The organism is Halomonas denitrificans (assembly GCF_003056305.1).
Taxonomy (GTDB): Bacteria; Pseudomonadota; Gammaproteobacteria; order Pseudomonadales; family Halomonadaceae; genus Halomonas; species Halomonas denitrificans.
In genome coordinates, this window is sequence record NZ_PYVX01000001.1 from 865,538 (window position 1) to 891,415 (window position 25,878).

Consider the following 25,878-nt stretch of genomic DNA (forward strand, 5'->3'; position numbering starts at 1 on the left):
GCGGCGACGGCACGCTGACGCTCTCGAACTCACATTTACCCACGCGAACTCTCTCGCCGTACCGGAGTCCCCATGACCGAACTGCAACAGGCCGCCCGCCAGGCCCTGGCGCTGATGGACCTCACCAGCCTCAACGACGACGACACCGACGCCACCGTCGAGGCCCTCTGCCAGCGCGCCAAGACCCCCGCCGGCACCCCGGCCGCGGTCTGCGTCTATCCGGACTTCATCGTCGCCGCGCGTCGCGCGCTGAAGGCCCACGGCCTCGAGGGCACCGTCAAGGTGGCCACGGTCACCAACTTCCCCGCGGGCGGCGACGACATCATGGCCGCCGCCCGGGCGACCCGCGAGGCCGCGGCCTCCGGCGCCGACGAGGTGGACGTCGTCTTCCCCTGGCGCGCCCTGCTGGCCGGCGACGAGGAGACCGGCCGCGAGCTGGTCGCCTTCTGCAAGCAGGCCGCCGGCGACGCCGTGCTCAAGGTGATCCTCGAGACCGGCGAGCTCAAGGACCCGGCGCTGATCCGTCGCGCCAGCGAGCTGGCCCTTGAGGGCGGCGCCGACTTCCTCAAGACCTCCACCGGCAAGGTGGCGATCAACGCCACCCTCGAGGCCGCCGAGGTGATGCTGACCGCGATCCGCGACAGCGGCCGCGACGTCGGCTTCAAGGCGGCCGGCGGCGTGCGCACCGCCGAGGAGGCCCAGGCCTACCTGCAGCTCGCCGCGAGGCTGATGGGCCCGGCCTGGATCACCCCGGCCCACTTCCGCTTCGGCGCCTCGAGCCTGCTCGACGACCTGCTGGTGACCCTCGCCGACGACAACGGGCGGATCGGAGGCGCCTGATGAGTGCGGCCGCCCTGCCCTCGCCCGCCCTCCCCCAGGAGCTGATCCGGGCCAAGCGCGACGGCCAGGCGCTCGACCGCGCGGCGATCGATGCGCTGGTCGCCGGCATCACCGACGGCCGGCTCTCCGATGCCCAGGTGGGGGCGCTCGCCATGGCGATCTTCCTCAACGGCATGGACGCCGACGAGACGGTGGCGCTGACCGAGGCGATCCGCGACTCCGGCGAGGTGCTCGACTGGTCCGGGCTCGACCTCCCGGGCCCGGTGCTCGACAAGCACTCCACCGGTGGCGTAGGCGACCTGGTCTCGCTGGTGCTCGGGCCCTGGATCGCCGCCTGCGGCGGCCATGTGCCGATGGTCTCCGGGCGGGGCCTCGGTCACACCGGCGGCACCCTGGACAAGCTCGAGGCGATCCCCGGCTACTCGGTGAGCCCCGACACCGCCACCTTCCGCCGCCTGGTCAAGGACGTCGGCGTGGCGATCATCGGCCAGACCGCCGACCTCGCCCCGGCCGATCGCCGCCTCTATGCGGTGCGCGACGTCACCGCCACGGTGGAGTCGCTGCCGCTGATCGTGAGCTCGATCCTCGGCAAGAAGCTCGCCTGCGGCCTCGAGGGGCTGGTGATGGACGTCAAGGTGGGCAGCGGCGCCTTCATGCCCACCGCCGACGCCGCCCGTGAGCTCGCCACGACCATCGCCGAGGTCGCGAGTCGCGCCGGCACACGCACCACCGCGCTGATCACCGACATGAGCCAGCCTCTGGCGCCGCGCGCCGGCAATGCCCTCGAGGTGCACGAGGCGATCCGTCTGCTGAGCGGCGAGAAGCGCCACGGCCGGCTGCTGCAGGTGACGCGGCGGCTCGCCGCCGAGCTGCTGATGGCCGGCCGCCTCGCCGACTCCCGGGAGGCCGCCTTCGCCCGCCTGGACGCGACCCTCGCCTCCGGGGCGGCCGCCGAGCGCTTCGCGCGCATGGTGGCGGGCCTCGGCGGCCCGAGCGACCTGCTGGAGCGCCCCGCCGCCCGCCTGCCGGAGGCCCCGGTGGTGCGCGCCGTCTACGCCGAGCGCCCCGGCCGCGTGCAGGCCATCGATACCCGGGCGCTGGGCCTCTGCGTAGTGGAGCTCGGCGGCGGGCGGCGCACGCCGGGGGCGCCCATCGACCCCGCCGTCGGTCTCTCGCGCATCGCCTCGCTGGGCGAGACCGTCGACGCCGACCGTCCCCTGGCGCTGGTCCATGCCGCCAGCGTGGACGATGCTGAAGCCGCCGGACGACGACTGCGCGAGGCCATGCGCCTCGGCGACGCGCGGGTCGTCCCGCCCCCGCTGACTTACGACGTGATCCGTCGGGAGGTGCCATGAGCCGCGCCATCGTGCTGGTCCTCGACTCCTTCGGCATCGGCGCCACGCCGGATGCCGCCCGCTTCGGCGACGCCGGCGCCGACACCCTGGGCCATATCGCCGCCGCCTGCGCCCGCGGGGAGGCCGACATGCCGCCGGGCCCCGACGCCCCGGGCCGCCGGGGCCCGCTCGCGCTGCCGAACCTCGCCCGGCTCGGGCTCTTCCACGCCCACCGCGAGAGCACCGGTCACTGGGCCGAGGGCGTCGCGGTGCCGAGCGAGGTGGTCGGCGCCTACGGCCATGCCCGGGAGCTCTCCTCGGGCAAGGACACCCCCTCCGGCCACTGGGAGCTCGCCGGCGTGCCGGTGCGCTTCGACTGGGGCTACTTCCCGGAGCGCGAGCAGAGCTTTCCCCTTGAGCTGCTCGAGGCGCTGGTCGCCGAGGCGGGGCTGCCCGGCGTGCTCGGCGACTGCCACGCCTCGGGCACCGAGGTCATCGCCCGGCTCGGCGAGGCGCATGTCGAGAGCGGCAAGCCCATCGTCTACACCTCGGCGGACTCGGTGTTCCAGATCGCCGCCCACGAGGAGGCCTTCGGGCTGGCGCGCCTCTACGAGGTGTGCGAGATCGCCCGGCGGCTGCTCGAGCCCTACAACATCGGACGGGTGATCGCGCGACCGTTCACGGGAAAGGACGCGACGAGCTTCGTCCGCACCGCCAACCGCCGCGACTGCAGCGTCGAGCCGCCGGCCCCCACGGTGCTGCAGAAGCTGCACGACGACGGCGGCTCGGTGGTCGCCATCGGCAAGATCGCCGACATCTACGCCCACTGCGGGATCACGCGCACGATCAAGGCGAGCGGCCACGACGCCCTGATGGACGCCACCCTGGCGGCGATGAGGGAGACCGGCGAGCGCACTCTGATCATGACCAACTTCGTCGACTTCGACATGCTCTACGGCCACCGCCGCGACGTGGCGGGCTACGCCGCCGCCCTGGAGGCCTTCGATGCCCGGCTGCCGGAGCTGCTGGAAAGGCTCGAGGACGACGACCTGCTGATCCTCACCGCCGACCACGGCTGCGACCCCACCTGGGCCGGCACCGACCACACCCGCGAGCACGTCCCGGTGCTCGCGCTCGGCGCCGGGCTCAAACCCGGCTCGCTGGGCGCCCGGGCGAGCTTCGCCGACATCGGCCAGAGCCTGGCGACGCACCTGGGCCTGCCCCCCATGGACGACGGCGAGCGCTTCCTCTCCCCCGCTGACACAGGAGCCTTGTGATGGCCACGCCCCATATCAACGCCGAGCGCGGCGACTTCGCCGATACCGTGCTGATGCCCGGCGACCCGCTGCGCGCCCGCTACATCGCCGAGACCTTCCTCGAGGAGGCGCGCGAGGTGAACACGGTGCGCAGCATGTCCGGCTACACCGGGCGCTACAAGAGCCGGCCGATCTCGGTGATGGGCCACGGCATGGGCATCCCGTCGGTGTCGATCTACGCCAAGGAGCTGATCACCGAGTACGGCGTGGAGCGGCTGATCCGGGTCGGCTCCTGCGGCGCGGTACGCGACGACGTGGCGGTGCGCGACGTGGTGATTGGCCTCGGCGCCTGTACCGATTCCGGCGTCAACCGCACGCGCTTCGCCGGCATGGACTTCGCCGCCACCGCCGACTTCGCGCTGACCCGCCACGCGGCGGACGCGGCCGCGGCGCTCGGCGTGCCGGTGAAGGTGGGGAACCTCTTCTCGGCGGATCTCTTCTACGACCCGCGCCCCGAGACCGCCGCGCTGCTCAAGCGCTACGGCATCGTCGGCGTGGAGATGGAAGCCGCCGGCCTGTATGGCGTGGCCGCCGAGTTCGGCGCCCGGGCCGCCACCATCTGCACGGTCTCCGACCACATCCTCCAGGGAGACTCGCTCTCGAGCGCCGAGCGCCAGAGCACCTTCGACGAGATGATGGAAATCGCGCTGGACAGCGTGCTGCGCGACGACGCGGCCCGGGAGGAGACGGCATGAGCGAGCCCGTGACGCCCAACGCCATTCCGCAGGAGATTGTCGGCGAACTGATCGCGGTGCGCAGCCACGCCTATGCGCCCTACTCGCACCATCCGGTGGGCGCGCTGGTGATCGGCGAGAGCGGCCGGCGCTACGCCGGCGCCAACGTCGAGGTCGCCCACTACAAGGGACTCTGCGCCGAGGCCTCGGCCATCGCCGCCCTGGTCAGCGCCGGCGAGCGCGAGCTGCGCGAGGTCTACGTGATCGGCCCGGGGGCGCACCTCTGCACGCCCTGCGGCGACTGCCGCCAGCGCATCCGCGAGTTCGCCACCCCCGACACCCGCATCCGGGTCGTCGACGCCGAGGGCCGGCTGCTGCGCGACTACAGCATGGAGGCGCTGCTGCCGGACTCCTTCGGCCCGGAGAACCTCGCCCCCGAGCACCTGAGCCGGTAGCCACGGCGCCTCGTCCGAGCGAGCCGCCGCCGAGCCGCGGCTCGCTCGCCCCGACGCATCAGGTGCTGTCCTCCGGCCCCTCCTCGTGCACCAGCTCCACGTCGACGATCTTCGAGCGGCTCATGACGATCTTCCAGCGCTGCAGCAGCGGCGTGCCGTTGCCCTCCACCTCGCGGATCACCAGGTTGATGAGGTGGCGCTTCTCCACCGGCTCGCGCACCACCTGCCCCTTCTCCTCGAGCCGGTAGACGTGGTGGCTGCCCTTGCTCATCAGCCGCGCCAGCGGCGAGAGGTCCAGGGTCAGGGTCTCGCGGGTGCGGTCGTAGCCGCTGAGGAAGCGGGTCGGCGACATCCGTGAGCTCGAGCGGTAGTGCATCACCACCTCCTCGCGCTGGGCCATGTTGCGCTTGCGCACCCGGCGGATCTCCTCGTCGAGGCGCGCATAGCGCTGATAATCGAACCACTCGAGCTGGCGCCCCAGCACGGCGTTGCTGTGGGCGTCCAGGTACTGGCGACGCCACTTGGGCCGCCCGCGGCGCAGCAGGCGCCACAGCGTCATGCGCAGGTCATCCTTGAACACCTCGCGCAGCGCGTAGATCACCGCCAGGACCATCACGAACAGCGCCGTGATGTCACCGAGCGCCGCCCGCGCCTCCAACAGGCCCAGGGAGACGAAGACCATCACCACCGCCGTGGCCAGGCCCTTCACCGCCTTCTCCTCGCCGCCGCCGAGCTCCTGGCTGCGCTGCTTGAGGGTCACGGGATACTCGATCAGCCGGCGCAGCAGGCGCATCTTGTTGGACATCCGGGTCGGGTCGCGGGTGACCCGCTCGGAGTTGTACTCGCGCGCCTGGCGGTGGGCGTCCTCTTCCCGGCAGACCCCCAGCAGGCGCTGGCGGATCTCCCGATAGTCGTTGCCCCGGGGCAGGTGGGCGATCAGCTCCAGCAGCCGCTGCTCGGTGAACCAGGAGAGGTAGTTGTCGATGTTGGCGTAGTAGCGATGCAGGCTCTCGTCGCTCGGCTCCTGGCGGCGCAGCCGGCGCAGGATGCCGCTGGCAAGCTCCAGGGTCTCCTCGAGCTGCTCGCTGAGCCGCCCGGCCTGGGCCGCCTCCTCCTCCGCGGCGTTGGACCGGGCACTCTCCTCGGGCGTCTCGGCCTTGTCGCCGGTACGCTTCTCGGCCTTGCGCGTGCGACGGGCCTGGTCGAGCAGCGTCTGGGTCGAGCGCTCCAGCGCCACCACGTACTGGTAGCCGTAGAGGCTCAGCCCCAGGCGGTACTGGTCGGCGTCGAGGCGCTTGCCGGCGAGGCGGCTCATCACCAGCGGCAGCCGGTGGCGATCGCTGTAGTAGGTGCGCTTGACGTGGATGGCGCCGTGGTAGAACGCCTCCTCCGAGAGCACATGGGCGTTGAGGCCGAGCTCGGCCGGCACGAAGAGATAGACATCGAGCCGGTGCGAACTCTCCTCGCGCAGCACCCGGGAGATACGCAGGTTCAGGCTGTCGCGGCGCTCGACCGAGACCTCGTGGGTCGCCACGCGCGCTTACCCCGGATCCGGGGCGGCGCCCCGGGCGCTGGTGTCTCCGGCAGGGTCGGCGGCCCCCGCCTCGCCGGGCCGGCGGCCGCTGGCGTCGCGGCCCTCGGCGCCCTCGCCGGTGCCGTCCAGGCGACCGCCGCCCTGGCCCTCCATGTTGACGCTGAGGCGCGGCACGCCGAGATCGACCGACAGGGCCTCCATGCGCTGCTTGAGCAGCAGGTTGTAGGCGCGCGCCACGTCCCACTGCATCTCCGGCGCGGTGCGAAAGCGCATGCGCAGGATGGCGCAGCCGTCCTGGAAGCTGTCGATGCCCTGCATCTCCAGGGGCGACCAGATGTGGTGGCGCATCATCGGGTCCTGGCGCAGCTGCTGGGCCGTCTCCTGGATCAGGGTGGTCGCGTCGTCGATCTTCATGTCGTAGGGGATGCGGATGCGCATCAAGGCGATGCCGAACTGGCGCGACATGTTATGGATCGACTCGATGCGGCTGAAGGTGATGATGTGCACGATGCCGTCCAGGTCGCGCAGGCGCACGGTGCGCAGGGTCAGCCCCTCGACGGTGCCCATGTGGCCGTTGATCTTGACGAAGTCGTCCACCGCCAGCGAATCCTCGATGAGGATGAAGATGCCGGTGATCAGGTCCTGGACCAGGGTCTGGGCGCCGAAGCCGATGGCCAGGCCGATCACACCGGCACCGGCCAGCAGCGGCGTGACGTTCACGCCGAGATTGGCCAGGCCGACGATGGCGGCGATGATCACGATGGTGGCGAAGATGATGTTGCGGATCATCGGCGTGATCGTCTGGGCCCGGGCCAGGTTGACCCGCCGCCCGCGGGCGCGGGCCGGGCTGGTCAGGGCGCGCTGGATGGCGGTGTCGGCGAAGATCCAGGTCAGCCAGGCCAGCAACAGGGTGAAGCCGATCGCCAGCAGCGCCTGGCCGATGCGCACGCTGGCCACGCCCTGCTGGCCGATGCCGATCAGCGAGGCGCCCCACACCTGCAGCGAGAGCTCGGCGAAGGCGATCCAGGCCAGCACGTGGGCGAGCGCATAGCCGAAGCGCTCCAGGCGCCGGCGGTAGTCGCTCAGTCGGCGCTGCTTGGAGCGGCGCTGCCCGTGACGACGGATCAGGCCGGTCACCACCAGGGTCAGCACCAGCAGGGAGGCCGAGATGATCGAGCGCGCCAGCGCCGTGCCGACGTCGCCCACAGTGATGAAGATGGCCAGCAGCGAGCCGCCCACCAGCAGCATGGCCGGCACGTGCCACAGGCCGCCGACCAGCCGGATCACCTCGCCGATGGTGCCCCGGTCACGGCGCAGGGCGTAGGGGCGGTTGCGGATCAGGTGCTGGATGGGGCGCTTGAAGCGGACGATGAAGCGCGCGCTGATCAGCGCCGCCAGCATGTTGGAGAGGATCGACATCAGCCCGGCCAGATCGGTGCCGATGATCCCCGAGAGCCGCGCCGAGTTGAAGGCGTCGCCCAGCGCGATCAGCGCCCCGATGACGAACAGCGTGCGCAGGCTCTGGTGCTGCAGGATCTGCACCGCGGTGAAGCGGTGGCCGCTGGTGAACACCGAGATCACCGTCTCCACCACCACCGACAGGGTGCGCCCGCACAGCGCCACGTAGGCGGTGACCAGGGTCGCGGTGCGCCCGGCGCTCGGCGGCACGAGCTGGGCGATGCCCAGCACCAGCAGGAAGGCCAGCGTCCAGGGCAGCATGCGGCGCAGGAAGTGGATCACCAGCAGCCCGCCGCGGGGCTCCCGGGGCAGGTCCAGGGGCCAGCCGCGGCGCCGGGCCAGCTGGCGCCCCAGGGCGATCAGGATCACCAGCAGCCCGGCCCAGATCGCCAGCAGCACGGCGAACTCGATGACGAAGCGCAACAGCTCGGCGTTGCCGGTCTGGACCACCAGGTCGGCCAGATCGGTCCAGCCCTGTCGCAGCTGGCGGCGCCACTCGTCGACCGGCGAGTCGCCGGAGTCGGCCTGCTCGCCGAGCGCGGTGATGGTCTCCGCCAGCGCCCCGAGCAGCCCCTGGGGACGGGTCAGCCCGCCCTGGTCGGCGGCCGCGTCGTTGACCTGCTGGAGCTGGCGCAGGTTGTCGAGCAGCGCCTGGCGCTGGGCGTCGTTCTCCAGGGTGGCGATCACCTCGTCGAGGGAGGCCTGGAAGGCCTCGGGGTCGTGGGTGCCCGCCTGCTCGCCGCTGTTGGCCAGGCCGGAAAGCGGCAGGCCCTGGGCCGACGACACCGCCGGGAGCAGCAGCACCGACAGCAGCAGCCAGACCATCAGGCCGCGAAAGACAACGTACATCCGGTGCGCTACAGGCAAGATTCCCTCTCCACTGGCAGGGGAACGCGACGGGCGTCGCGTCCGTGATTCGTGAGGCAGTATGTTAGGCTGCCGACAACATGCCCTACAGGATGCCGACATGACGCCGCAACCGCCACCCGAACCCCACAATGCCGACGGCGAGACGCGGCGCATCGGGGTGGAGATCGAGTTCGCCGGCCTGCCCCCGCAGCGCACGGCCGAGCTGGTGCAGTCGCTGTTCGGCGGTGACATCGAGGTGCTGAGCCCCCATCGGCTCAAGGTCGTCGGCGGCCGCTGGGGGGAGTTCGGCATCGAGCTCGACACCCAGTACGCCCACCCCGACAAGGAGATGATGGACGCCGAGGCCGCCCTCGACAGCGAGTGGGAGCGCATGCGCCGGGACTTCCACTCCCGTACCCGCGAGCTGATCGGCGACATGGTTACGGGCCTGGTGCCCACCGAGATCGTCTGCCCGCCGGTGCCCTGGGACGAGCTGGAGGAACTCGACGCGCTGTTCGAGGCGCTGCGCCGACACGGCGCCAAGGGCACCGAGGCGAGCCTGCTCTACGGCTTCGGCCTGCACCTGAACCCCGAGGTGCCGAGCCTCGACGTCGAGAGCCTGCTGGCCTATCTGCGCGCCTACATGCTCACCGCTGCCTGGCTGCGCGAGCAGATCCACGTCGACATCACCCGGGAGGTGCTGCCCCATGCCAACCCCTTCCCCCGGGCCTATGCCCTCAAGATCCTCGACGCGGACTACGCCCCGGACCTCGAGACGCTGATCGCCGACTACCTGGAAGACAATCCGACCCGCAACCGGGAGCTGGACATGCTGCCGCTGTTCGCCCATCTCGCGCCCGACTTTCCCCATGAGCTGCTGCAGAACCGGCTGGTCAAGGCGCGGCCGACCTTCCACTACCGCCTGCCCAATGCCCAGCTCTCGGAGCCTGGCTGGGGGGCGGTGACCGAGTGGAACCGCTGGCTCGAGGTCGAGCGGCTGGCCGCCACCCCGGAGACCCTGGCCGAGCGCAGCGCCCAGTTCCTGGCCCGCCACCGGCCCTCGGCGCCCCGCCGCTGGCTGATCCGCCTGCGTCGCTGGGTGTCTCGGCAATGAGTCAGGCGCGCCCGCTGATCGGCATCACCACCTCCGACGCCAAGAGCCGGATCGCCTGGTGGTTCGACTGGTTCGCCGTGTGGCGCCACGGCGGCCGGCCGCAGCGCCTGTCGCCCTCGCGCCCCGTCCCCGAACACCTCGACGGCCTGATCATCGGCGGCGGCGACGACATCCAGGCCCACCTCTACGACGACGAGGTGCGCCTGGACGTGCGCGTCGATCCCCAGCGCGACGAGCTCGAGCTAGAGCTGCTGGAGCGCTTTATCCCCCAGGGCACGCCGACGCTCGGGATCTGCCGCGGCGCCCAGCTGATCAACGTGCACCTGGGCGGCACCCTCGACCCGGACATCTACACCACCCACGAGGGGCTCAAGCGCCGCCGTACCGTGCTGCCGCGCAAGACCGTGGACATCGTCGCCGACAGCCAGCTCTACCGCATCCTCGAGGTCACCTGGTGTCGCATCAACAGCCTCCACCACCAGGCGGTGCAGAAGACCGGCCGCGGCATCGAGATCGTCGCCCGGGACCGCGACGGCCTGGTGCAAGGCATCGAGTCCCGCGAGCACGACTTCCTGATCGGCGTGCAGTGGCACCCCGAGTGGCTGATCTTCAACCGTCCCCAGCAGCGTCTGATCCGCGCCCTGGTGGACGCCGCCCGCCGCCACCGGGGCTGAGCCCGGCCGATACCCGATACGCGCTCCAATGCCAAACGCAAAGGGGCCGCCCGAAGGCGGCCCCTTGCCGTGCCGTGTTCGCCATCGCGCCGCTGACACCGGCCGTGGCGATAAGCCCTTGAGCCTTAGCTCAGCTCTCGAGCTTGGCGTCGAGGGTGATCTCGGCGTTGAACAGCTTCGAGACGGGGCACCCTTCCTTGGCCTTGTCGGCCGCATCCTGGAAGGCCGCCTCGTCGGCGCCCGGGATCTTCGCAACGGTGTCGAGGTGGATGGCGGAGATGGCAAAACCGCCCTCTACCTCCTCCAGGGAGACCTTGGCCTCGGTGGCGATGCGCTCGGCGGTCATGCCGGCCTCGCCCAGGATCAGCGACAGGGCCATGGAGTAGCAGCTCGCATGAGCGGCGCCGATCAGCTCCTCTGGGTTGGAGCCGGCCTCGCTCTCGAAGCGCTTGGCGAAGCTGTAGGGGACGTCCTGGAGCGCGCCGCTCTGGGTGGACACCGTCCCCTTGCCGTCCTTGAGGCCGCCTTGCCAGACGGCGCTACCGGATTTCTTGATGCTCATGTCGACTCCTTCTCGTTGTCAGGGATTCGGTCAGGCAAGCCACTACACCATAGACCCGCAGGGCCGCCCGTGACCACACCGCACGATTGCATCGTCGACGGCGTGCAACCAGAATAAATGGAAAATACTTCCAAGAACAGGAGATCCCATGTCGAGCACGCCTTACGTCACCCTCGCGGCGACCGCCCACGAGCCCGCCGTCACGCTGCCGGCCATCGGCCAGGGCACCTGGTTCATGGGCGAGGGGCTGGCCCCGCGCCGCGACGAGGTGCACGCCCTGCAGCACGGCCTGGAGTGCGGCCTGCGCCTGATCGACACCGCCGAGATGTACGGCGACGGCGGCGCCGAGGAGGTGGTGGGCGAGGCCCTCAAGGGACGCCGCGACCAGGCCTTCCTGGTCTCCAAGGTCTACCCCTGGAACGCCGGATGCGACAGCGCCATCGCCGCCTGCGAGGCGAGCCTTGCGCGCCTTGGCACCGACCACCTCGACCTCTACCTGCTGCACTGGCCCGGCGGCATCCCGCTGGAGGAGACCCTGGAGGCCTTCGAGCGGCTGCGCGAGGCGGGCAAGATCCGCCGCTTCGGGGTCTCGAACTTCGACGTCGACGAGATGGCCACGCTTACCGGCCTGCCCGGCGGCGACGCCTGCGCGGTCAACCAGGTGCTCTACCACCTGGGCTCGCGGGGCATCGAGCACTCGCTGCTGCCCTGGCAGCGCAAGCACGGCATCCCCACCATGGCCTACTGCCCGCTGGCTCAGGCCGGCAGCCTGCGCCGCGACCTGCTCGCTCACCCGGAGGTGACGGACATCGCCGCGGCGCTCGGCATCACCCCGGCCCAGCTGCTGCTGGCCTGGGCGATCCGCCCCGCCCACGGCCATGGCAGCGACGCCGCCCGCGACGTGATCGCCATTCCCAAGGCCACCGGCCTCGACCACGTGGCGCAGAACGCCGCCGCGCTGGGCGTCGAGCTGGACGAGACTAGCCTCGCGCGCCTCGACGCCGCCTTCCCGGCGCCGAGCCGCAAGACAGCGCTCGATATCGTCTAGCCACGCAGCCTGGCCAGCGCCGAGGCAAGCGCCTCATGGCCCAGCTCGCGCATCGCCTCGACGTTGCGCGCGGGGATGCCCTCGGGATCGGGATGATGCTCGAGGGCCCGCTCCAGGCCCGCCTCGCGCAGCAGGTGCCACATCGGCCAGGGCGAGCGGTTGGTGAAGTTGGCGGGATCGTCCGGCTCGGCGTCGGCGAAGACGTAGTCCGGGTGGAAGCTCGCCAGCTGGAAGGTGCCCTCGTAGCCCTGATCGGCCAGCAGCACCTCGGCGATCTCCAGCAGGTCGAGATAGTCGTCGAAGTCCTCGAGCCCCTCGGTGAGCACCAGCAGGGTCGTCTCTACCTCGGGGGTCGCCTCCAGGTGGCGGCACTCGTCGAACAGCGCCAGCAGCGCCGCCTCGCGGTCGCGGGCGGGCACCGCCACGGTGCGAATGCTGTCGCGGGCCACCTCGCGACCGGCGAAGGGGCAGACGTCACGGGCGACCACGAAGGTCTCCACCCAGGCGCGGGTAGCCGCGAGGGGATCGGGGCGAGAGGCGGTCATTGGCGCTCATCCAGGCAAAAGAAGGGGCCGCCATGGTCCGCCGCCCGGCCGCGGTTGGCAAGCCGCGGTGACAGACGCCACGGCTATCACAGTCACCGGAATCGAGGGGCGCTGGGGGCAAGCCGAAGAGGAGGTCCTACGCCAGGGATGGCGTCGATAGCGCCCAGGGATGGGTTTACAGCGCCCCCGGAGGGCCGGCCCCGCTCGTAGGCTTGTCGCCAGGTCAGCCCCGAGCTACCAAGGTATCGAGGTATCGAACTCTCTGCGATAGCTCTGACACTCCGAGGATTAGTGCCGCTGGTCACGCCGCGAGGCGAGCCGATCGGCCAGCCGCGTCGGCTCCGGCAGCTTGGTACGCCCGAGACAGCGGATCACCCAGTCGAGCGCCGTGGCCAGCGACACTCGATGCCCTGGCGAGACGAAGATCGGCTTCACCTTCGCCCGCGAGCGCAGCACCGCGCCGATCGTCTCGTCATCCGGGCCGTCCACCAGCGGCACCCAGTCGCCCCGCGCGGAACCGGGCTCGTCGTGGCGGCCGCAGAGCCGCGTCTTGGCCACGCCGATGGTCGGCAGGTCGAGCCACAGCCCCAGGTGGCTGGCGACCCCGATCCGCCGCGGATGGGCGATGCCCTGGCCGTCGACCATGGCGAGCTGCGGCCGGATGGTGAGCTTCTCGAAGGCGCCGAGCGCCGCCGGCACCTCGCGAAACGAGAGCAGCCCCGGCACGTAGGGCATGCGGGTCGGCTCGCGATGCACCACCCGCTCCACCACCGTGAAGGCGCCGTCGGCCTCCGGCGGCCAGGCCAGCACTACCACCGCCGCCCGGGTGATCGCCCCGTCCTGTTCGAAGCCGATGTCCACGCCGGCGAGGTGGCGCACCGGGTCAAGACGATCCTCGCGCTCCACGCGCCCCGCCAGGCGCTTCTGCAGGGCGATGGCCTCCTTCGGGACGAGGTTCCAGTCGTGCAAGGCGGTATCGGGCATCGGGGCTCCCTGAAGTGTCGGCGTCGCTCGGGTTAGACTACGGCTTTTGCCGCGTGACGGACCACCGGGGAGCCGACCTTGAGACTGATCCACACCGCCGACTGGCACCTGGGCCAGAGCTTCCACGGCCAGGAGCGCCACACCGAGCACCGCGCCTTCCTCGCCTGGCTGCTCGACACCCTGGTCGAGCGCAACGCCGACGCCCTGCTGGTGGCCGGCGACATCTTCGACGTGGTCAACCCGTCGCTGGCCGCCCAGGCGCTGCTCTACGACTTCATCGTCGACGCCCACCAGCGCCTGCCGGGCCTTCAGATCGTGCTGATCGCCGGCAACCACGACAGCGGCAACCGCATCGAGCTGCCCGCCCCGCTGATGCGAAGGCTCAACACCCACGCCCTCGGCCGGGTCTACTGGCAGGACGACGGCGACCTCGACGCCGAGCGGCTGCTGGTGCCGCTCACCGATGCCAAGGGCGCGACCCGCGCCTGGTGCCTGGCGCTGCCCTTCCTGCGCCCCGCCGAGGTGACCGGCGCCGGCGTGCGCGCCGACGAGGACGACGACGCGCCCAACGACTACGTCGCCGGCATCAACCGCGTGCACACCCGGCTGATCGAGGCCGCCCGCGCCCGCCGCGAGCCCGGCCAGGCGCTGGTAGCGATGAGCCACGCCCACCTGCACGGCGCCGCCGTCTCCGAGGCCAGCGAGCGGCCCATCGTGATCGGCGGCGAGGAGTCGATCTCCGCCGCCCTCTTCCCGGACGACATCGCCTACGTGGCGCTCGGTCACCTGCACCGCGCCCAGCAGGTCGGCGAGGCACGCATCCGCTACAGCGGCAGCCCCCTGCCGCTGGACTTCAGCGAGGTGGCCTATCCCCACCAGGTGGTGGAGGTGGTGCTCGACGGTGAGGCGCTGGCCACCACCGAGTCGCTTCCCGTCCCGCGCCCGGTGGCCATGCATCGCGTCGGCCCGGCGCCGCTGGAGCAAGTGCTGGCCGAGCTCGAGGCGCTCGAGGACGACCCCGAACTCTCCAGAGACCGCTGGCCCTGGCTGGAGGTGCGCGTCGCGCTCGAGGCGCCGATCCCCGACCTGCGCGCCCGGGTGGAGGCGGCCCTCGAGGGCAAGGCGCTGCGCCTGCTGCGCCTCGAGCGTCGCCTGCCCCGGGTCGAGGGCGAGGACGCCCCCGCCCGCATCGACCTGGAGAGCCTCGGCCCGCGCAAGCTCTTCGAGCGCACCTGGGCCGACCGCTGGGGCGAGCCGCCCGAGGCCGACGTACTCGCCGACTTCGACCGGCTCTGCCAGGACGTCCTCGACGCCGAGGGGGAGCTCAATTCATGAGAATCCTCGCCCTGCGCCTGGAGAACCTGGCCTCGCTGCCCGGCCCGCTCGAGCTCGACTTCACCGCCGCCCCGCTGAACGAGGCCGGGCTCTTCGCCATCACCGGCCCCACCGGCGCCGGCAAGAGCACCCTGCTCGATGCGCTCTGCCTGGCGCTCTACGGCGGCACGCCGCGGCTTCGCCAGGCCCCGGCCCGCGACAGCCAGGTCGACGACACCCCGGACTCCACCCTGACCACCAGCGACCCGCGCACCCTGCTGCGCCGCGGTACGGCGAGCGGCTACGCCGAGGTGGACTTCGTGGGCCGCGACGGGCGCCGCTACCGCGCCCGCTGGGCCGTGCGCCGCGCCCGGGAGAAGGTCGCCGGCAAGCTGCAGAAGGCCGAGCAGTCGCTGCGCGACCTCGACGACGACCGCCTGCTGACCACCCAGAAGCGCGAGTTCGACCGCCTGCTGCCGGAGCGCCTGGGGCTCACCTTCGACCAGTTCACCCGCGCCGTGCTGCTCGCCCAGAGCGAGTTCGCCGCCTTCCTCCAGGCCGACGACAACGAGCGCAGCGACCTGCTCGAGCGCCTCACCGGTACCGCCGAGTACTCAGCGATCTCCATGGCCGCCTACCAGCGCGCGAACTCCGCCAGGAAGGCCGTCGAAGCCCTGGAGGCCAGGCTCGCCGACGACCGGCCCGCCGAGCCCGAGGCCCGGGCCGAACTGGAGCAGGCGGCCGAGGCCACCCAGCGAGCACTCACTGACCTGCAGAGCCAGGCCACATCGCTCCAAGCCCGGCGCCGCTGGCACGACGACGATGCCAAGCTGCACGAGGCCTATCGCCAGGGCCTGGCCCAACAGCAGAGCGCCGAGGCCGACTGGCAGGCGCTTGCCGAGGCGCGCGCCGACCGCGAGTGGCGCCGGCTGATCGCCCCGCAGCGCCATGCGCTGGCCCGCCGGGCCGCCCTGCCCGACGAGATCGCTGCCCTGGAGGCGAACCACGCCGAGACGAGGCGAGCGCTCACCGACGCCGAGCGCGAGCAGGCCGAGGCCCGCGAGGCCTTTGATGCCCGAGAGCACGCCCTGGCCGAAGCCTCCGCGGCGCGCCGCGAGGCCGAGCCCGCCCTGCGCGAGGCCCGGGAGGAGGCCCAGCGCCTGGCCACCCACGAGAAGCAGCTCGCCGACCTGGAGGCGGCCCGCACCCGGCATCAGGCCGAGGCCGAGCGGCTGGGCCGGGAGCACCGCACGGCCAGCGAGGCCCAGCAGTCACGGCAGCGACAGCGCGATGACTGGCAGGCGACCCTCGAGCGGTTGGTGGGCACTCACCCTCGCCTCGACGACGCTCGCCAGGCCGCCCAGCAGATTCACGACGAGGCGGCCCGGCGCCACCTGGCGCTGGGCGAGCTCACCAGCCGCTGGCAGGAGTTCGGACGCGCGGAGCAGGCGCTCGCCCAGCTCGCCCGCCGGCTAGGCGACGACGAGACCCGCAAGAACCACTTGCTGACCGAGGGCCAGAGCGCCCGCCAGGCCCTGGACCGCGCCCAGGCGCACCTCGACAGCGTCAGCGTGCTGATCGATCGCAGCCGCGCCGTGCGCAGCGAGAGCGTGGCGCGACTTCGCGAGGCCCTCGTCGAGGGTGAGCCCTGCCCCGTGTGCGGCGGCCACGATCACCCCTGGCGGCAGCACCCGCCGGCCACGCCGGAGGCCGCCCAGCTCGAGGCCCAGGAGGCGGAGGAAGCCCGCCAGCTCGACACGGCCCGCGAGGCGCGCGACGCGGCCCAGCGGCGGCGCGACGAGCTTTTCGGCGAGTATCGCGCGGTAGAGGCCGCCCTCGCCCGCCACCGACAGGATCGTGAGTCAGCCGAGCGGCAGCGCGACGCCGCCCGCGAGGCACTCGAGGAGCACCCCCTCCAGCAGGAGCTCGCCGCCCATGATGCGAGCGAGCGGAAGGAATGGCTCGAGGCCGAGCGCGAGGCGAGCGAGACCCGCCGCCGCGAGGCGCGAGAGCGCTTGGACGAGCTAGCCCGGGCCGAGGCCGAGCTCGCCCCGCTGGAGCAGGCGCTGCAGGAGGGCCATGTCGCCCTGGCGCGCCTGGAGGCCGAGAAGCGGCACGCCGACACGGCGCTGGCCGAGCTGGACGAGCGGCTGCCGCCGCTGCGCGACGAGCGCGAGCGGCTGGCCCGTGGGCTCGCCGCACGGCTCGGCGATCACGCCTCGCCGGACGCCTGGCAGCAGCACCTCGACGCCCGCCAGGAGCAGGCTCGCCAGGCCCGCGACGCCGCCCAGGCACGCTGGCATGCCGCCCAGCAGGAGCAGCAGCGCCTCGCCCAGCGGGTCGAGCACGAGGCCGAGCGGCTCGAGGGGCTGCGCCGGGAGCGCGACAACCTCGCCCGCGAGCTCACCGACTGGCGTGCGGCGCACCCCGAGCTGACCGACGCCACCCTCACCCGGCTGCTCGCCCAGTCCGACGAGGCGGCCCGCAACGAGGAGCGGCAGATCGAGGCCGCCGACCAGGCCCGCCAGCGCGCCGCCGCCACCCTCACCGAGCGAAGCGACGCCCTGCTGCGCCACCGCCGCGACCAGGGCCTGATCGAGGAGACGGAGGAAGCAAGTCGGGAAGAGGAGCGCGACGAGGCGCTGCTCGGTGACGCCGTGGCCGAGGCACTGCGCCGCCGCCGGGAGGCGCTGGAGGAAGCCGAGGCCGAGCTGACCCCGCGCCTGGAGGAGGCCCAGCGGGCTCGCGACGAGGCCGCCTTCGCTCTGAGCGACGACGACCGCCGCCGCGAGCGGCGCAAGGCCGGCCAGACCGAGCTGGAGGCCGCCCAGGCCGAGTTCCGCCGCTGGGGCCAGATCAACGAGCTGATCGGCTCCGCCGACGGCAAGGCCTTCCGGCGCATCGCGCAGGCCTACAACCTCGAGCAGCTGCTGGAGCACGCCAACGCGCACCTGAGCGGCCTCTCCCGCCGCTACCGGCTGGTGCGCGGCGGCAGCCCCCTGGGCCTGCTGGTGGTGGATGTCGACATGGGCGACGAGCGCCGCTCGGTGCACTCGCTCTCCGGCGGCGAGACCTTCCTGGTCTCGCTGGCCCTGGCGCTGGGGCTCGCCTCCATGGCCTCAGGTGAGCTCACCATCGAATCGCTGTTCATCGACGAGGGTTTCGGCAGCCTCGACCCGCAATCCCTGGCCCTGGCCATGGAGGCGCTGGACGGCCTGCAGGCCCTGGGCCGCCGGGTCGGCGTGATCTCCCACGTGCAGGAAATGCACGAGCGCATCCCGGTGCAGATCCAGGTGGAGCCGCTGGGTAATGGCACGAGTCGGGCGAAACTGGTCAGTCAGTGAGATTGGAAAACCGGCTCGCTGATGTAGAGGAGCACTGCGTCAGCGAGCCGGTTTTTTACTTCAAACTGTCAGCTTTCGGCCAGAAGCGGACGTTCATGTAGCTTAGATATCACGCGAAGCGAAGCGTTGAACCGTCAGGGCCATCCGCCTTAAGCGATTTGTTAAACGTGGTTCGCTCCCCTCACCAAATATCGGACTTGAATTGGAGAATTTTCCATCATCGGAGCGATCACATGAATTAGCTCTTGAGAGCCAGCGAGTTCTACCAAGTGCTCAGACATTAGAGCTTCAATCCTACCTATATATTCAGGCACTCTTTTGTGGAAGGACAATGAACTCCTTCCTTTTGAAAACGGATTTTGGGAGTGAAGAATTGCTCCACATTTATCGTACAACCGTTCGAACTGCTTTCTCGTGAGGTATCCTCCTTGCACTTTATTCCAGCCGCGCCTATTAAAGCCGTCTATTGGGACTGGATAGAACGCAGGGTTAATGCCCTCAATTTTTCGTAATATCCTTACTGCGTGCCAATCCTTCGAGATATCGCTTCTCACAGAGCGGTAAGCCTCTTGGTATGACACAAGCGAGGAGAATGCAATTAGCTCAAGCAATTTCCGCAATTGAAGAGCTTCGGATTCGATCGTGGTCTGAAGATAGGCGCATTGAGTACTTCCTGACGTGAAGTCGCGCAGTGTCTCTACCCGATAGCGACACTCCCACATCATTGAAGCGTATTTTCTGCGAACTCTGCTTTCCATGATTTACCATTTAACGTTAGGTTCAACCGTGGCTATCCCGGCGGGAATCGGCGGCAGGAGCATCGGGTGCAAACGTTTATTGGGTCTTTTCTCCCGAATCGTTCAGCCCCAAAAACCTTGGCGCCACATCTAGGATATCTTGAGCAATTTTCATAAGGATAAAATACGGGAGCGAGAGACCTCCCATTTTGTACTGCAGCAAGTGATGCACAGGAGCATCAAATTGATTGTCTGTATCAACCCCGCCAGCAGCCGACGGATGTGACCCATCAAGGGTATTTGCAACACGTTTGACGATCATTTCTCGCGATATCGCAACTGATTTCAGTTCACCACTCTGGTCGATAAAAGCGACCCGCACAGCTTCCGAAGCTAACCACTGAACATAAGTGCAGCGACTAACCGCCTCGGCCTCTAGAGCCTTAATAAGCGGTTGTTCAAAAGACGTCGAGATAACGCAGTATTTTCCTAACTCAATTTTAGAATCTCCTGACATCCTCACTGCTATTCCAGTGGTAAAGTCGCCACTATTCGACTCCATTTCTGGGCCCGAGCTCAGATGGCCTTGGCTCGCATACGTGATCACGCCGCCAGGCATGTAAGAGAAGACAAAGCGGTGTCCTCGAGCTGCTTTAAGCACTTTCTTTGCGGGAATAGCGGTCTTAAACGAGAGAGCATTAGAGAATTTGGGAGAAATACTAACAAGCGCCGCCTTAAGTTCTACCCAAATTCTTAACGTGTGCGACAGATCAAGCAGCGCAATCTGATCATAGTTGCGAACCGCTACGTCATAGTGCCGTCGCAGGCGCTCCAATTGAATCGGTATTGTTTTCATAAGTCCCAACAGGTATTAGACAGGGTGTCTCGACATTTCACTTGAACTCATTTGCACGTCCAACAATGTTATAATTCGGATTTGACCACCTCTCATCCTATTTAAACCCCTAGGAATTAAGTATAGCTCGGCAGCATAACAACAATCATTATGTATGCTGCATAACACCGATGAACGTGTCCGATGCCTTTGTCGTCTTGTCCGCTTTGGATCGATAGCTGTATATCATCGCCCTCCCCTATGCCTGTCGATAGACTAGAAACTGCTGCGCGCATTTCCGACAACTGCCGGTGTACTCCTGGCCATCCTTGGACACTCGCACGCTCTTCCAGCCGCAGGCGGGGCAAGGCTGCTTCATCGAAGTGTTGGTGCTGCAGCGACCGCACCTCACGTAGTAGCCGTACTGGCCGTACATGCCGGTGAGATGATGAGCCTCGCCGCACTGCTTGCAGGTCACCAAGCTTTGGGCCTGGGCGGCGGGCTCGGTCTGGCATGGGGCGGTATCCGGCACCGGAGAAGTCGAGTAGTTTGGCGCGGGTTCGGCAACGGGGGCGGCCGGTTCTGGCGTGGCGGTTTGGCTATCGCTGCTCGCCGAGGCGATGCTCACCTGAGCGTTATGCTCGCGCAGAAAGCGGCCGATATTGTCGAGTTCTCCCGCGAAGAACCCAGCCCGCCCCTTGAGAAAGCCTACCTTCAAGTTCCCCACGAGCTCCTTCACCTTGCTGGCCACGAACTCGGTTTTCACGACCCTGTTCGCTACGTCCTTTGGCATCTTGTCGCGATGCAGGATGGCGGTGCTGGAAATGGCGCACAGCGTGCGCCACTCACGATGGGCCACTTGTGTCTGGATACCCAACAGCTTGCCGAGAAAATGTTCGACATTATCGCTCAGCAGCGCCTTGAGCAGGTCCAGTTGAAGCTCCCCCTGGCGGATCGGCGACGGCATCCCCATCCAGTTGCCCTGGTAGCTGCGCGACCACTCGCCGGCGGCGTTGACCGTGACCTCGCCGACGATGCTCTTGGACTCGACGATGATGAAGCCGTAGGGGTGGAGGATCAGGTGATCGATCTGCGCCCGCTCGCCGCGGTGTTCGAGGCGCAGGTCGTTGATGACGTGGATCTGCTTGTGCTCGCCGAACTCGCGGCGCAGCTGGAAGGCGACGTCCTGCTCCTGCTTGTGGCCGTAGAAGGCGCGCTCGTCGCCGCCACGGCCCTCCCCGTTCGGGGAGGTATCCTTTTCCTTAAGGATCATGGGCTTATCCCTGCATGTCGGCCCGATTGCCGGGCCATCGCTGACGCTTTGCAACATTTCGTTACCCGTCAGCCTGACACCAAAGCGGCCTGAGGGCCAGCAATGCGAAAGTCGCGAGGGGGCGAGACGCCTGGACTCGACGCTCCTTCAGGAGCGTCAGGGCGCGTTCGCCCTCCCGACCTGCACGACGACATGCGATTGTGATTTTTTCCTGATGGGCATCACTTGCCCAGCAGCTGAGCCTCGGTCAGGTTGGTTGTCCTGTTCGCGAAGGCATAGAACGATGGTTTCCTGTCGACACAGCATTGCTGCCTGAAGGTGAAGGCCGCCTGATGCTCGAAGAGTCCCACGGGAATGAAATGGATATGGGTATCCTTCAGGCGGAAAAACAGATGACTACCACATACGTTACAGAATCCACGCTCTGCCCATTCTGAAGATGGGTAAACCGAGATGTGTTCCTCGCCTTCAAACGTGACGTCACTCCCGCAGCGACTGACCATCAGTGGCCCGCCTCCCCAGGTCCTGCACATCCCGCAATGGCAGGCCTCGATGCCCTTGCGGGCGTTATTTGCGGTGAATGTCACGGCGCCGCAGAGACAGGACCCTTTTCCTTCGAAGGTTTCCATCGCCAACTCCTCAGGTGGTTAACAAGGGGAACCACATCGCCGGCGTTGGACGTCACGCTCGAAGGCCCCGTTGCAGCGTACGCCGCCGGCTATCTCGTCTCAGTATGAAAGGTTCCGCGCAAATGGGCTTACGCCAGAGCGGCCTGAGGGCCAGGCACGCCAAGATCGCAGGAGTAAGACGGGGGCGGGCTTCCCTGTGAGGTCAGCCCGCGAGGAAAGGCCTCAGGCGGAGCTGCGGCCGCTGGGGTCGAGGATCTCCCGGGCCATCTCGCGGCCCTGGGAGGTGAGGCGCAGGGCCTCGCCTTCGCGCACGATCAGCCGCTGGTCGCTGCTGCGCTGCACCACCCGGGCGGCCTTGGCGGCGTCCCAGCGCAGGTGGTCACGCAGGGCGCGGATGACGTTCTCCTCGCCCTGCTCCGGCTCCCCTTCGTGGTTGTAGAGATGCACGGCGAGGGTGCGGATCTCGTTGTGGCGGCGCTGCCCGCGGCGGCGCAGCAGCTGGGCGACCACGCCGTAGCGCGGCCCGGCGAGGAAGGCCAGCATCAGGAAGAAACCGGTCATCACCGCCATCATGCCGCCGATCGAGACGTCCCAGGCCACCGCCAGGGCGTAGCCGCTGACGCTGGAGGCGATGGAGACGGCGATGCCGTAGAGGAACATCAGCCACAGCCGGTCGGTGAGCAGGTAGGCCGTCGAGGGCGGCACGATCACGAAGGCGACGAAGAGCACCGCCCCCACCGCGTCGAAGGCCGCCACGGCGGTGCCGCTGGTCAGCAGCAGCAGCGCGTAGAACAGCAGCCCCGGCGCCAGGCCGAGGGCCTTGGCCAGCGCCTCGTCGAAGGTGGCGAGCTTGAGCTCCTTGAAGAACAGCACAACGAAGGCGGCATTGAGCAGCGTCATGGCGCCCATGGAGAGCAGCGAGCGCGGCACCCGGTAGTCGCCGAGGGTCACGGTATCGAGCCACACGAAGCCGATCTCGCCGAGCAGCACGGTGTGGGTGTCGATGTGCACGTCCCGGGCGTAGAGGTTGAGCAGCAGCACGCCGATCGAGAACAGCACCGGGAAGACCAGGCCGATGGCAGCATCCTTCTTGACCCGCCGGGTGCTGACCAGCAGCTCGGTGAGAAACACCGTGAGCACGCCGGCCAGGGCTGCGCCGAGGATCTGTACCGGGCCGCTCTGCTGGTGGGTGATCAGCCAGACGATGACGATGCCGAAGACGATGGAGTGGCCGATGGCGTCGGACAGCATGCTGGTGCCGCGCAGCACCAGGAAGGTGCCCACCAGGGTGGAGGCGATGCCCACCAGGGCGCCCACCAGCATGATCTGCAGGGCCACGTTGTCGAGCAGGGCGGCGAGCATCAGGCGTCCTCCCGGCCGAGGGCATCCAGCACCCGCTCGGCCTCGGCGATGCCCGCCGGGGTCAGCACCCAGCGCCTGGCCGGGCCCGGCTCATCGGTCGGCGAGGCCTGCCATTCGGCGAGGCCGCGGCGCTCGAGCTGGCTCAGCACGGCGCGGGTGCGCAGGCCGTGGTAGGTGTCGAGCATGCCCTGCTCCGAACGGTAGACCGGATCGTCGTGGTGCACGGCGAGCCGGTAGAGGGTGGTCAGCACCTGCTGGTAGCGCAGCCGGCGCCGCGCGCGCACCCGGCGCAGCGCCTCCCACAGGAAGCCGCGCTCCGGCGCCAGGGTCAGCGACACCAGCACCACGCTGGAGACGCTCAGGATGATCAGCGGCCCGGTGGCGAGCCCGCGGGAGAGCGCGCTCAACAGCGCGCCGAAGATGCCGCCGGCCACGCCGATCAGCGCGGCGAGCAGCACCATGTCCTCGAGGCGACGGCTCCACTGGCGGGCGGCCACCGCCGGGGCGATGATCATCGCCGCCATCAGCACCACCCCGACCATCTGCAGCCCGACCACCACGGCCAGCGCCACCATCACCGTGAGCAGCACCTCGAGCCAGGCCACCGGCATGCCCAGGGAGGTGGCGAACTCGGGGTCGAAGGAGACCAGCTTGAACTCCTTCCACAGCGCCGCGACCAGCAGCAGGGCCACGGCGGTGATGCCGCCCATGATCCACAGGTCGGAGCGCAGGGTCGCCGCCGCCTGGCCGAACAGGAAGGCGTCGAGTCCGCCCTGGGAGGCGTTGTTCATGCCCTGGATATGGGTCAGCAGCACCACGCCCATGGCGAAGAAGACGCTCAGGGTGATGCCGAGGCCGGCGTCGGTCTTGAGCCGGGTCATGCGGGTCAGCATCAGCATCACCAGGGCGGCCAGCGCGCCGGTGGCCAGCGCCCCGAGCAGGATGCTGCCGATCTCCCGGGTGCCGGCGATGATGAAGCCCAGGCAGACCCCGGGCAGCGCGGCGTGGGACATGGTGTCGCCGAGCAGGCTCTGGCGGCGCAGCACCGCGAAGGTGCCGAGCACCCCGCTGACGAGCCCCAGCAGGGCCGCCCCGGCGACGACGTTCTGGATGGTGTAGTCGGAGAGCAGCTCGACGACGCTCATTCGGCCCGCTCCACGGGCTCGGCGGCCGCCTCCTCGGAGAGGAAGGTACCCTGGTCGAGCAGCGCGATCTGGCCGCCGTAGGCCTGGCGCAGGTGCTCGGCGGTGTAGACCTTCGCGACCGGCCCCTGGGCGATGACCCGCACGTTGAGGATCAGCAGCCAGTCGAAGTAGCTGCGCACCGTCTGCAGGTCATGGTGCACCACGATCACCGTCTTGCCCTCGTCGCGCAGGCGGCGAAGGATGTCGACGATGGCGCGCTCGGTGGTGGCGTCGACCCCGGCCATGGGCTCGTCGAGGAAGTAGACGTCGGCCTTCTGCACCAGTGCCCGGGCCAGGAACACCCGCTGCTGCTGGCCGCCGGAGAGCTGGCTGATCTGACGCTTGGCGAAGTCGGCCATGCCCACGAGCTCCAACGCCGCCATCGCCTCGTCGCGCTCGCGACGCCCGGGGCGGCGCAGCCAGCCCAGCCGTCCGTAGAGCCCCATGGTGACCACGTCCAGCGCGGTGGTGGGGAAGTCCCAGTCGACGCTCGAGCGCTGCGGCACGTAGCCGACCCGGCGGCGCTGCGCCTTGTAGGGGCGGCCGTGCAGGGTGACGTGCCCGGCCACCGTGGGAACCAGCCCCAGCACGCTCTTGATCAGGGTGCTCTTGCCGGCGCCGTTGGGGCCGACGATGGCCGCCATCACCCCGGGCGGCACGTCGAAGTCGATGTCCCACAGCACCGGCTTGCTGTGGTAGCTGACGGTCAGGTCCTCGACGTGCAGGGCCAGATCCGGTTCGTGAAGCGTCGTCGACATGGGCTCTCCCGCGGGATGGCGGTTCCAGGGTGGCGGTCAGTAGCGGTAGCGAGGCGTCGGCACGGTGGCCTCGGGCGGTCAGTTAGCGGAGATCTTCCAGCGCTCGACCCAGCCCTCGAGGGGCGCGGGCAGCGGGGCCAGCTCGCCGCCGAGCGCCTCGACGATGTGCCGGGTGTTGGCGTGGAGCATGCCGATGTAGGTGCCGCCGGCGGTGCCCGCCTCGCCCATGGCATCGGAGAAGAGCTGGCCGCCGATCTCGACCTCGTGGCCCTTCTCGCGGGCGGCATCGATCACCGCCTGCACGGTGCGCGGGTTGATGGTGCTCTCGATGAACACGGCGGGCACCTCGCGCTCGATCACCACCTGGGTCATGCGGCGGATGTCCGCGACGCCGGTCTCGGTCTCGGTACTGATGCCCTGGATGCCGGCGACCTCGATGCCGTAGGCGCGGCCGTAGTAGTTGAAGGCGTCGTGGGCGGTAACCAGGATGCGCTGCGCCTCGGGAATCGTCGCGACGCTCGCCTCGATCCAGCCGTGCAGGGCCTCGAGCTGGGTGGCATAGGCATCGGCGTTGGCGCGGATGTCGGCCTCGCAGTCGGGGCGCGCCTCGACGAAGGCGTCGGCCAGGGTGGGAATGATCTGCGCCCACAGCGAGACGTCCATCCACAGGTGCGGGTCGATGCCGTAGACGTCCTGCACGGTGATCAGGCTCGCCGTGTCGATGGAGGACGGCGCCACCGCCACGGTGGGCGTGATCTCGGAGAAGCGTGCCAGCACGTTGCCGAGCTGACCCTCCAGGGAGTAGCCGGAATAGAAGATCTGCTCGGCCTGCTGCAGGGTCGCCACGTCCCGGGCGCTGGCCTGGTAGAGGTGGGGATCGACCCCGGGGCCCATGATCGCCGAGACGTCGGCGCACTCGCCGCCCACCTCGCTTGCCACGTCGGCGATCATGCCGATGGTGGTCACGGTGGTCACCGGCGGCTCGGCCGCCATCGTCTGGCCGCTCAGCGCCAGCGGCGCCAGCAGGCCAAGTGTGCTCTTCCAGCGTGTCATAT

22 protein-coding genes are annotated in these 25,878 nt (G+C 69.2%); 10 read left to right on the plus strand and 12 right to left on the minus strand.

Annotated features, from left to right (window positions below):
* Nucleotides 1–72 precede the first annotated feature (72 nt).
* From deoC to cdd, 5 genes are read left to right on the plus strand one after another with little or no spacing between them, the layout of a single operon-like run.
* On the plus strand, nucleotides 73–840 hold the full coding sequence (deoC, locus tag C9F13_RS03890) for a deoxyribose-phosphate aldolase (protein WP_108444889.1): 768 nt from the start codon (nucleotides 73–75) through the stop codon (nucleotides 838–840).
* Nucleotides 840–2,195: a thymidine phosphorylase gene (gene deoA / locus C9F13_RS03895; RefSeq protein WP_108444890.1), complete on the plus strand. Its 1,356-nt coding sequence runs from the start codon at nucleotides 840–842 to the stop codon at nucleotides 2,193–2,195. The genes deoC and deoA overlap by 1 nt, the downstream gene beginning before the upstream one ends.
* Entirely contained in the window at nucleotides 2,192–3,451 is a 1,260-nt protein-coding gene (locus C9F13_RS03900) for a phosphopentomutase (protein WP_108444891.1), read from the plus strand. Before deoA ends, C9F13_RS03900 begins: the two co-directional genes overlap by 4 nt.
* A complete protein-coding gene (deoD, locus tag C9F13_RS03905; RefSeq protein ID WP_108444892.1) occupies nucleotides 3,451–4,185 on the plus strand; it encodes a purine-nucleoside phosphorylase in 735 nt (244 codons plus the stop codon). Before C9F13_RS03900 ends, deoD begins: the two co-directional genes overlap by 1 nt.
* Complete coding sequence (cdd, locus tag C9F13_RS03910; RefSeq protein WP_108444893.1) at nucleotides 4,182–4,619, plus strand: cytidine deaminase; 438 nt, start codon at nucleotides 4,182–4,184, stop codon at nucleotides 4,617–4,619. Before deoD ends, cdd begins: the two co-directional genes overlap by 4 nt.
* A 58-nt stretch (nucleotides 4,620–4,677) precedes the next feature.
* Here cdd and C9F13_RS03915 read toward each other — a convergent pair whose 3' ends face one another.
* Both C9F13_RS03915 and C9F13_RS03920 read right to left on the minus strand, forming a co-directional pair.
* Entirely contained in the window at nucleotides 4,678–6,153 is a 1,476-nt protein-coding gene (locus tag C9F13_RS03915) for a hypothetical protein (protein ID WP_108444894.1), read from the minus strand.
* Nucleotides 6,154–6,159: 6 nt separating this feature from the next.
* Nucleotides 6,160–8,436, minus strand: coding sequence for a mechanosensitive ion channel family protein (locus C9F13_RS03920; RefSeq protein ID WP_108445345.1), 2,277 nt, complete (start codon nucleotides 8,434–8,436; stop codon nucleotides 6,160–6,162).
* A gap of 142 nt (nucleotides 8,437–8,578) precedes the next feature.
* On the opposite strand from C9F13_RS03920, the gene C9F13_RS03925 reads away from it, so the two are divergent.
* On the plus strand, nucleotides 8,579–9,574 hold the full coding sequence (locus C9F13_RS03925; RefSeq protein ID WP_108444895.1) for an amidoligase family protein: 996 nt from the start codon (nucleotides 8,579–8,581) through the stop codon (nucleotides 9,572–9,574).
* Nucleotides 9,571–10,248 carry a gamma-glutamyl-gamma-aminobutyrate hydrolase family protein gene (locus C9F13_RS03930; RefSeq protein ID WP_108444896.1) on the plus strand — a complete coding sequence of 226 codons (678 nt, stop codon included), beginning with the start codon at nucleotides 9,571–9,573 and terminating at the stop codon, nucleotides 10,246–10,248. Before C9F13_RS03925 ends, C9F13_RS03930 begins: the two co-directional genes overlap by 4 nt.
* Nucleotides 10,249–10,378: 130 nt before the next feature.
* On the opposite strand, the gene C9F13_RS03935 is transcribed toward C9F13_RS03930, so the two are convergent.
* Complete coding sequence (locus C9F13_RS03935; protein ID WP_211310894.1) at nucleotides 10,379–10,810, minus strand: OsmC family protein; 432 nt, start codon at nucleotides 10,808–10,810, stop codon at nucleotides 10,379–10,381.
* A gap of 148 nt (nucleotides 10,811–10,958) precedes the next feature.
* Here C9F13_RS03935 and C9F13_RS03940 point away from each other — a divergent pair, with 148 nt between their 5' ends.
* On the plus strand, nucleotides 10,959–11,858 hold the full coding sequence (locus C9F13_RS03940; RefSeq protein ID WP_108444897.1) for an aldo/keto reductase: 900 nt from the start codon (nucleotides 10,959–10,961) through the stop codon (nucleotides 11,856–11,858).
* Here the strand turns inward: C9F13_RS03940 and C9F13_RS03945 are convergent.
* Nucleotides 11,855–12,403 carry a DUF1415 domain-containing protein gene (locus C9F13_RS03945; protein WP_108444898.1) on the minus strand — a complete coding sequence of 183 codons (549 nt, stop codon included), beginning with the start codon at nucleotides 12,401–12,403 and terminating at the stop codon, nucleotides 11,855–11,857. The two genes, C9F13_RS03940 and C9F13_RS03945, sit on opposite strands and share 4 nt — an antisense overlap.
* A 288-nt stretch (nucleotides 12,404–12,691) precedes the next feature.
* Nucleotides 12,692–13,387 (minus strand): deoxyribonuclease V, encoded by a 696-nt coding sequence (gene nfi / locus C9F13_RS03950; RefSeq protein ID WP_108444899.1) that lies wholly within the window; start codon nucleotides 13,385–13,387, stop codon nucleotides 12,692–12,694.
* A 78-nt stretch (nucleotides 13,388–13,465) separates the two neighbouring features.
* Here nfi and C9F13_RS03955 point away from each other — a divergent pair, with 78 nt between their 5' ends.
* Nucleotides 13,466–14,722, plus strand: a complete 1,257-nt coding sequence (locus C9F13_RS03955; RefSeq protein WP_108444900.1) for an exonuclease SbcCD subunit D — start codon at nucleotides 13,466–13,468, stop codon at nucleotides 14,720–14,722.
* Nucleotides 14,719–18,045: an AAA family ATPase gene (locus tag C9F13_RS17760; protein ID WP_108444901.1), complete on the plus strand. Its 3,327-nt coding sequence runs from the start codon at nucleotides 14,719–14,721 to the stop codon at nucleotides 18,043–18,045. The genes C9F13_RS03955 and C9F13_RS17760 overlap by 4 nt, the downstream gene beginning before the upstream one ends.
* An 834-nt stretch (nucleotides 18,046–18,879) precedes the next feature.
* Here C9F13_RS17760 and C9F13_RS17445 read toward each other — a convergent pair.
* The 7 genes from C9F13_RS17445 to C9F13_RS03995 all read right to left on the minus strand — a co-directional run bounded on the left by C9F13_RS17445 (nucleotide 18,880) and on the right by C9F13_RS03995 (nucleotide 25,876).
* Nucleotides 18,880–19,638 carry a hypothetical protein gene (locus C9F13_RS17445; protein ID WP_157955164.1) on the minus strand — a complete coding sequence of 253 codons (759 nt, stop codon included), beginning with the start codon at nucleotides 19,636–19,638 and terminating at the stop codon, nucleotides 18,880–18,882.
* Between the two features lie 238 nt (nucleotides 19,639–19,876).
* The gene (locus C9F13_RS03970; RefSeq protein WP_108444903.1) at nucleotides 19,877–20,890 is read right to left on the minus strand and encodes a nuclease-related domain-containing protein; all 1,014 of its coding nucleotides are present in this window, start codon (nucleotides 20,888–20,890) and stop codon (nucleotides 19,877–19,879) included.
* A gap of 221 nt (nucleotides 20,891–21,111) precedes the next feature.
* Nucleotides 21,112–21,519: a GFA family protein gene (locus tag C9F13_RS03975; protein ID WP_108444904.1), complete on the minus strand. Its 408-nt coding sequence runs from the start codon at nucleotides 21,517–21,519 to the stop codon at nucleotides 21,112–21,114.
* A gap of 222 nt (nucleotides 21,520–21,741) precedes the next feature.
* Complete coding sequence (locus C9F13_RS03980; protein ID WP_108444905.1) at nucleotides 21,742–22,881, minus strand: metal ABC transporter permease; 1,140 nt, start codon at nucleotides 22,879–22,881, stop codon at nucleotides 21,742–21,744.
* Entirely contained in the window at nucleotides 22,881–24,026 is a 1,146-nt protein-coding gene (locus C9F13_RS03985; RefSeq protein WP_108444906.1) for a metal ABC transporter permease, read from the minus strand. Before C9F13_RS03985 ends, C9F13_RS03980 begins: the two co-directional genes overlap by 1 nt.
* Nucleotides 24,023–24,823, minus strand: coding sequence for a metal ABC transporter ATP-binding protein (locus C9F13_RS03990; RefSeq protein ID WP_108444907.1), 801 nt, complete (start codon nucleotides 24,821–24,823; stop codon nucleotides 24,023–24,025). Before C9F13_RS03990 ends, C9F13_RS03985 begins: the two co-directional genes overlap by 4 nt.
* 78 nt (nucleotides 24,824–24,901) lie before the next feature.
* Nucleotides 24,902–25,876, minus strand: coding sequence for a metal ABC transporter solute-binding protein, Zn/Mn family (locus C9F13_RS03995; protein ID WP_108444908.1), 975 nt, complete (start codon nucleotides 25,874–25,876; stop codon nucleotides 24,902–24,904).
* Nucleotides 25,877–25,878: the final 2 nt, after the last annotated feature.